This window comes from Streptosporangium sp. NPDC049046 (genome assembly GCF_040649155.1).
Taxonomy (GTDB): Bacteria; Actinomycetota; Actinomycetes; order Streptosporangiales; family Streptosporangiaceae; genus Streptosporangium.
This window is the reverse complement of the sequence record NZ_JBEZEZ010000014.1, coordinates 232550-239419: the sequence shown is the minus strand read 5'-3', so window position 1 is coordinate 239419 and position 6870 is coordinate 232550. Positions and strand designations below refer to the sequence as shown.

Sequence of the window (6870 nt, the reverse complement as noted above, 5' to 3'; positions counted from 1 at the left end):
TTCCACTGCTTGAGGTTCGATCCGGAGGCGACGTTGCCGCCGCTGTCCAGTGCCAGGCCGGTGGTGCCGTTGGTGATCCGCACATAGCCCGTCGGGGTGGGGCCCGAGCCCAGGGCGGGGATCTGACCGGAGAAGGTCAGCTTGACCACGTACGCCGGGGCGCTGAACGGGGCGGTGGAGGACGGCATCGAGACGTGCAGGCCGGAACCGTCCTGGCTGCGGTTGGGCAGGTCGACGTACGACCCGGCCGTGGAGCCGAGGAGCTGCACCGAGGTCAGGCCGCTCAGGTTGATCCGGTTCGAGCCCAGGGTCGTGATGTCCAGGGTGGCGCCCGGCCAGCCGAGCACGGTGGCGTACAGGACCGTGTTGGTCTTGTTGCGCGTGAAGCGGATGTCCCTGTTGGTTCCCGCGCGTGGTGTGACGAAGGAGCCGCCGCCCATCTGCGTGGGGCCCTCGCCGAAGGCCGTCCAGGCCCGGGTGGAGTAGATCGACTCGCCGAAGCGCCGCAGGTAGTCCCCGATGCCCAGCAGGATCGTCCGCTGCCCGGACGGGATGGTGCCATCGGCCGTCGGGGCGATGTTCAGCAGCATGTTGCCGTTCTTGCTGACCCGGTCGATCAGCGAGTGCAGCATGGCGTTGAGCGAGTAGTAGCCGATGCCGTTGGTGTAACACCAGCTTGAGCTGGAGATGCTGTCGTCGGTCAGCCAGTAGGGGGTCTGGATGCCCGCCGGCCCGCCGCGCTCGTAGTCGTAGACCTCGCCCCTGTTGTTGAAGCCGTCCTTGTAGGTGACGACCACCTCCCTGTTCCAGGCGATGGCCTGGTTGTAGTAGTAGGCGAGGAAGTTCAGCCGTTGCGTCTCGGGGATCTGGGGGAGGTTGAAGTCCTGCCAGATGACGTCGGGCTGGTAGCCGTCGATGACCTCCTTGAGCTTGTCGTACCAGAGCTGGTTCTCCGCGGTCCTGTCCAGCTGGCCGTACAGCTTCCTGAGGGAGGCGGTGGACTGGGTGGGCACGCGCTCGAAGAAGCCGGTGAAGTTGTAGGCGTGGTGCAGGGAGACCAGCAGCTTGAGGCCCTTGGCCCGGATGGCGTCGGCGTGCAGCCGTAGCAGGTCGAGCCTCGGGCCGGTGGCGACCGAGTTCCACTCGTTCACCCTGCTGTTCCACATCGAGTAGCCGTCGTGGTGCTCGGCCACCGGCCCCGCGAACCTGGCGCCGGCGTCGACGAACAGCTGCGCCCATTCGTTGGGGTCGAAGTTGCCGCCGGCGGACCTGAGTTTGGGGGCGAACTGCACCCAGTTGCCCGCCTTGTCAGGGGCGCCGTTGATGAAGTTGTGGTACGGCCACACCGAGGGATCCCCGTAGACATTCCTGTGGTGGTTGTTCTCGTTGGAGCCGCTGAAGTACATGGTGCGCGGGTACCACTCGTTGGCGAACGCGGGGACGCTGAACACGCCCCAGTGGTAGTAGATGCCGAACTTGGCGTCCTGGAACCACTCCGGAGCCGGCGGGTGCTGGTCGACCGACTCCCAGGTCGGGGTGTAACTGCTCGGGGCGCCTGCCGCCCACGCGGGACGCGATCCCAGCAGGCCGGCGGCTGCGACGCCTCCGGCTCCGGCGAGCAGCGCGCGGCGGCTGAACGGTAACGAGAAGGATGAGGACATGAGCGGAAACCTCTCGGAGTGGGGGGATTCTCCTGGCCGTTCCGCAGGTGGGATGAGCGCCGTGGCCGTGTGCCGGGTGAAGGTCGTGCGCGCCCTCTCACCTGGTGCACGAGCTGTCGGAGCCACCTGGACATCCGGATGACCGCGGGGGCGACACCCCGCGAGATCGACGCCGCGTCCCGTCATCGGGGGGACACACCACTCGGGCGTCGTGGTCGACGGCCCCCGCCGCGCACCACCGACTTGGCATAGGGGCCGTCTCGGGGACTCAGTGTGGAAACTATTACAAAATGTGTCAAGGTCACGCAGGAAGGATCTGTCTCGCCGCGTGCCGCACACGTGATGGACCCGCTTCGGCGTCTGCGGGTCCTTGCAGGGCGTGGTGCCCCTTCCGGGGCGAGACGTCGGCGGTGAAATTTTCATCACGTCACCCCGGCCCGTTCGGTGCGGTGACCTGTGAAACACCAGATGGAGCCGTCTCCGTCTCCGTCTCCGGTTCGTCTCGCCGTGTTTCCGGCTCTTGACAGCCTCTCCTCGCCTCGTGTTTGCTCCGCTGCACCACCACAATCATTCGACGCTGGAAGAGGCCGCGACCGGCAGAAAAATGTTAGCGCTCACATCTCCCCGCCCTCCAAAAAGGCCCACTCGGCGACCGTGAATCCCGGCCACACACCACATCCGCGATTCCCTCCCACGGTCACCGATTTCTCGACAGGAGGATTCTCCGCACGGCGAAAGCCGGACCAACCCGATCCATCGGACCTCGCAGCCCTGTGACCGGCGGGCACCCGCGAGGTGCCCCGAGCCGCTCCCGCCGCCACATGACATTCGTTGGAAAGTGCTCCGAATACAGACCGTCAGCGCTAAACGAGCTGTCAGCAGTCACTGCTCTCAGCTTTCGGAAAGAGGTTGAGCATGCGTAGGTGGAGACGCTGGTTCACAGCGGCGCTTCTGGCTGTGATCGTGGTCGCGCTGGGTGCGGTGACGCGGACGAGCGTCGCCGGCGCGGAGTCCAACGGCGGCGTGCGGGTCATGCCGCTGGGCGACTCGATCACCGAGGGCACGCAGGTGCCGGGTGGATACCGCATCGGCCTGTGGCAGCGGCTGGTCTCCGGCCGGTACACGGTGGACTTCGTCGGGTCACAGTTCAACGGGCCGGCCTCGCTGGGGGACCACGACCACCAGGGGCACCCCGGCTGGCGCATCGACCAGATCGACGCGAACATCACGAACTGGGCGCGCACCCAGAATCCGCGCACGGTGCTGCTGCACATCGGCACCAACGACATCCTGCAGAACTACAACGTGGGCGGCGCGCCCCAGCGGCTCTCCACCCTGATCGACCGCATCACCGCGACCGTGCCTGACGCGGACGTGTTCGTCGCCACCATCATCCCGCTGTCCAACTCCGGGCAGGAGTCCGCCGCCCGCACCTTCAACGCGGCCATCCCCGGCATCGTGCAGAACAAGGTGAACAGCGGCAAGCGCGTCCACCTGGTCGACATGCACAGCAAGCTGACCACCTCCGACCTGATCGACGGCATCCACCCCACCGCCGGCGGCTACGACAAGATGGCCGCCGCCTGGTACGCCGCCCTCCAGTCGGTCTCCGGCAGCATCGGTCAGCCCGGCGACCCCGGTTCGACGCCCTCGCCCTCGCCGACGAGCGCGATCAGGGGGGTCGGTTCGGGCAGGTGCCTGGACGTCGCCAACGTCTCGCAGGCCAACGGCGCCGCGGTGCAGATCTGGGACTGCAACGGCCAGAACAACCAGCGCTGGGCGCCGACCGGCGCGAGTGAGCTGCGGGTCTACGGCAACAAGTGCCTGGACGTGAGCAACCAGAGCACCGCCAACGGCGCGCAGGTCCAGATCTGGGACTGCAACGGCCAGAACAACCAGAAGTGGCGCCTCAACTCCGACGGCAGCATCACCGCCATCGGTGCGAACAAGTGCCTGGACGTGTCCAACAACTCCACCGCCAACGGTGCCAGACTCCAGATCTGGGACTGCAACGGCCAGGGCAACCAGCGCTGGACCCGCGTCTGATCCGTACTTCCCAAACGGCGCGTGGGCCTGTACCCCCCAGGCAGGCCCACCCCGCCGACCGGTCCGGCTACCGGCGCGTCGGCCTGATCGTTCAGGCCGACCCGCCGGGCCGGACCGGCCCGGTGCTCCCGCCGCACGGCGGGAGCACCGGGCGGCGCGGGGTCATGGGAGCGTCCCCGCGCCGCTCTCGCGTCCCCGCGCCACGGAGGCGTTCACCCCGTCGAGGGTGAGTTCGAGGACCGGCGCGTTCGTCCCGCCGAAACCGGCCCTCGCCTGCGTGGCCGGGATCCGCATCGGATCCTCGCCGCCCGTGGACGGGTAGTTGAGGAAGCTCACCACCCGAAGATCGGGCAGCACCAACCAGGCGTACGCCTGATCGGGCTCGCTCTCGGGGTTGCCGACCACCAGCCCGGAGCCGTTCAGAGGCTCGTACGGTCCGGTGAGGCTCGGGGCCACGAAGCCGTACAGGCCGGTGGGCGCCGACCTCGGGGGATGGAACGAATGCCGGTGCGTGCAGAAGAAAAGGTAGTACGAGGACCCGTGCACGACGATGTGCGGTCGTTCGATCTCGTGATTGACCCCGTCGGCCACCAGCAGTGGCGGCCGGAGCGACCAGCCGTCGGGCGCCGCGTCGGCGATGGCCACCGCGCCCGTGTAGCGATCCTCCCAGGCGACGGAGGCGGCGACGAGAAGGTGTTCACGCCCGTCGGCGGGATCACGGAACCAGCCGGGATCGCGAAAGGCCCGGATCTTCCCCGGACCCCCCTCGACATCGTCGGCGGGCAGATACGTCCGGCCGTCCGAGCTCAGGATCTCCCGGTGCTCGGCGTGCGGTTCCAGCACGATCCGGTCGCCGTCGGCGACCAGCCGGGCACGTGCCTCCACGACACGCTGGACGAACGTCGGGCGCGCCTCGCCTCGCCGGCCGGCGGCCGTGTAGAACACCGACACCGTGCCGTCGGGTCTGCGGACCGCCGACCCCGACCACTCGCGGCTGCCCGGCGAGGCGCCGTCGGCGAACGCGTGCCCCAGGTCCTTCCAGTCGTCGCCGTCCTTGGCGAGCAGTCGGACGCGAGCGTGGTCGTGGCGGTCCTCGGGGTGTCCGGCGGCGGGTGCCGACAGCCCCATCCACAGCTCGTGGCCGAGAACCGTGGAGGTCGAGCCGTCCTCCTCCTGGATCGGCCACAGGTCCCAGACGTCGTCGTGCGGCAGCACGCGCGGCAGGGCCACGGTACCGACGACCGGCGCCGTCGTCGCGGGGGTGTCGGTGAGCAGGGCGAGATGGCGCCGGTCCCACCGCGCCGACCGGCCGTCGCCGTGTCCAGGCGATCCAGTCTCGGTATCGGTGCCGAGCAACGACATGAGGTGTGTCATCCCTTCAGGGAGCCCTGGAGCAGAGCCGCGACGAACCGGCGCTGGAAGATGAGAAAGATCAGCAGTGTGGGAGTCAGGATGAGCAGCGACCCCGCGCACAGCAGCGGGATGTCGGTGCCCCACTGTCCCTGGAAGGCACCCAGCGCGCCGGACATGGTGCGCTGCAGCGGGTCGTCGACCAGGACGATGGCGAGCAGGAACTGGTTCCAGGTCCACAGGAACAGCAGGATGGCGAGCGACGAGATCGCCGGCATGGCGAGCGGGACGTGGACGCGCCAGAACAGCTGCCACACGTTCGCCCCGTCGATCCGCGCGCTCTCCGACAGCTCCTCGGGCATGTTCACGAAGTGCGCGCGCATCCAGTAGACGGAGAACGGCATGAACAGCCCGATGAGCGGAAGGATGATCGCCCACCTGGTGTTCAGCAGGCCCATGTCGCGCACCTGGTAGTACAGCGGGGTGATGATGCCCTCGAAAGGCAGTGTCAGCCCGAACACGAACGCGAGGAACACCACGTGCTTTCCGGGAATCCGCAGGTGGCCGATGGCGAATCCCGCCATCGTCGCGATGATGAGCGCGAGGGGGACCACCCCGAGCACGATGAGCGTGCTCGACTTCAGCAGCTCGGCCATCCGCGCCACCTGGAATGCCTGGACGAAGTTGCCCCACTGCGGGTCGCTCGGCCAGGAGAGTCCGAGCGGGTAGGTGCCCGACGGGTGCAGCGCCGTGACGAACAGGCTGACGAACGGCAGAAGGGTGACCGTCATCAGCAGGACGAGCAGCACCCTTCCCGTCCACGCCTCTCGATGTCCGGTGATCATGTGGACCTGTTCCTGGTGAGCCACTGGATGGGGAGGGCGAAGATGAGCACGAGCAGCATCAGCACGACGGCGAGTGCCGAGGCCGTTCCCACCTGCCGGTCGGAGAAGGCCAGGTAGTAGATCTCCAGGCCGGGGACCATGGTGGCGTTCCCCGGCCCGCCCTGGGTCGAGATGTAGATGATGTCGAAGCTGGCGAGGGCGGCGATCACGGTCACCGTGACGCAGACGCCGATCTCCTGCCGCAGGCTGGGCACCGTGATCGAGAGGAACTCCCGGAGCGGCCCCGCGCCGTCCAGCCGGGCGGCCTCGTACAGCGATATGTCGATCTTGCTCATGCCCGCCAGGAACAGCAGGGTGCACAGGCCGAGGAGCACCCACGCGCCGATCACCCCGACCGCGGGCAGCGCGGTGGAGAAGTCGCCCAGCCAGGCGCGGGTCACGCCGTCGAGACCGGCGTAGCCGAGCAGCTGGTTGATCAGACCGGTCGACGACAGCAGCCAGCTCCAGGCGATGCCGGCGGCGACGAGCGGGATGACCTGCGGCAGGAAGATCACCGTTCTCGCCACGAGCGCGAGCCGGCTGGTGGCGATCCGCCGGATCGTCGAGGCGATCACCAGGCCCAGCACGACCGGGATCGCGCTGAAGAACACGATCAGCTCGAAGGCGTTCACGATGGAGGCGAACAGGTCGGGGTCGAGGAAGACCTTCGCGTAGTTGTTCAGGCCCGCCCAGGTGGACGAGCCGATGCCGTCCCAGGTGTACAGCGAGTACTGGAAGGTCAGGAGGATCGGCCGCAGGACGAAGACCACGTAGAAGGCGAGCGCGGGAACGACGAACAGCCAGCCGATCCAGCGCCGCGGGCGGAGCCCCGCCGATCGGGCGGGGCTCCTCCTCCTCGTCACGGCCTTCGGCCCGGACCGGGTCCCGGCGAGATCGACCGCCGTGTCGGGAGTCGGCCGTGCCATGGC

5 protein-coding genes are annotated in these 6870 nt (G+C 68.2%); 1 reads left to right on the top strand and 4 read right to left on the bottom strand.

All coding sequences use genetic code 11. The features are described 5' to 3' along the window. Positions 1 to 1661: alpha-L-fucosidase (locus AB0B96_RS21770; RefSeq protein ID WP_362901187.1), on the bottom strand; the 1661-nt coding region annotated here is incomplete at its 3' end. A 915-nt stretch (positions 1662 to 2576) separates the two neighbouring features. On the opposite strand from AB0B96_RS21770, the gene AB0B96_RS21765 reads away from it, so the two are divergent. Next, a complete protein-coding gene (locus AB0B96_RS21765) occupies positions 2577 to 3707 on the top strand; it encodes a ricin-type beta-trefoil lectin domain protein (protein ID WP_362901185.1) in 1131 nt (376 codons plus the stop codon). A gap of 162 nt (positions 3708 to 3869) precedes the next feature. Here AB0B96_RS21765 and AB0B96_RS21760 read toward each other — a convergent pair whose 3' ends face one another. The 3 genes from AB0B96_RS21760 to AB0B96_RS21750 are packed head-to-tail and all read right to left on the bottom strand — an operon-like array spanning position 3870 to position 6867. Continuing rightward, complete coding sequence (locus tag AB0B96_RS21760) at positions 3870 to 5081, bottom strand: glycoside hydrolase family 68 protein (protein ID WP_362901183.1); 1212 nt, start codon at positions 5079 to 5081, stop codon at positions 3870 to 3872. Then, positions 5078 to 5902 carry a carbohydrate ABC transporter permease gene (locus AB0B96_RS21755; RefSeq protein WP_362901181.1) on the bottom strand — a complete coding sequence of 275 codons (825 nt, stop codon included), beginning with the start codon at positions 5900 to 5902 and terminating at the stop codon, positions 5078 to 5080. The genes AB0B96_RS21760 and AB0B96_RS21755 overlap by 4 nt, the downstream gene beginning before the upstream one ends. Beyond that, complete coding sequence (locus AB0B96_RS21750; protein ID WP_362901179.1) at positions 5899 to 6867, bottom strand: sugar ABC transporter permease; 969 nt, start codon at positions 6865 to 6867, stop codon at positions 5899 to 5901. The genes AB0B96_RS21755 and AB0B96_RS21750 overlap by 4 nt, the downstream gene beginning before the upstream one ends. Between the last annotated feature and the right edge of the window lie 3 nt (positions 6868 to 6870).